The sequence below is a fragment of the Neobacillus sedimentimangrovi genome (assembly GCF_010614825.1).
Classification (GTDB): domain Bacteria; phylum Bacillota; class Bacilli; order Bacillales; family Cytobacillaceae; genus Neobacillus; species Neobacillus thermocopriae.
This window is the reverse complement of record NZ_JAAFZF010000105.1, coordinates 1-727: the sequence shown is the minus strand read 5'-3', so window position 1 is coordinate 727 and position 727 is coordinate 1. Positions and strand designations below refer to the sequence as shown.

Sequence of the window (727 nt, the reverse complement as noted above, 5' to 3'; positions counted from 1 at the left end):
GTGTTTTGCCTCCAGCTTCCTTCAGATTCCGCGTCACCACGGACACCCTTGCTCTTGGCTAACCTCTACTTCTGTCTTCGGGGTTCGGGACTTACACCCTATAGTTCATGTACATGCCGGGCGCACAATGAAGAGAACTCACGGCAGTAACCGTGAGTTCTTACTATAAAACCCTGATATTATGTGATTTTAACCAATACCAACACCGTGCCAAAAACATGCCTAGTTTGTGCCAAGTTTAGATTATAACCTATTTTATTCCATTTGGAGAAACGGCTTTATATCAAGGGTTTGACAGACCTTTTTATAAATCATTTCGTGCCATTTTAAGCAAAAATAATCAAGTTCGAAATGGAAGGTTCTATTGGATAAATAATGAAAAACCCTTGTTTATTGATATGATCCCCTTATAGTAGACAGAAAAAAGAAAGCACATGAATCTGTCTACTATGGAGGGGATTTTTTCTATGGGGAAAATACGAAAAACATATGATGTAAAGTTTAGAAAGAAAGCTGTGGATCTATATAAAAAAGAGGGCATGGGCTACAAATCTAAAGAGTTAGGGATTGATCATACCATGGTACGTCGATGGGTAGAACATGAATCGGCTACACTTAACTGGACAATAAAAATAAGGTCAAGTAGACTAACCACCAAATTTGGGCATACTGCTTACTGTCATAAGAGATCCATTCTAGAAACTTTACGTGGAGAAGCGGGTATGCT

General features: G+C 38.9%; 1 pseudogene. It reads left to right on the top strand.

From position 1 onward, the window contains the following. Positions 1-467 precede the first annotated feature (467 nt). Positions 468-727, top strand: a pseudogene (locus tag GZA11_RS16850) (hypothetical protein); the annotation flags it as partial.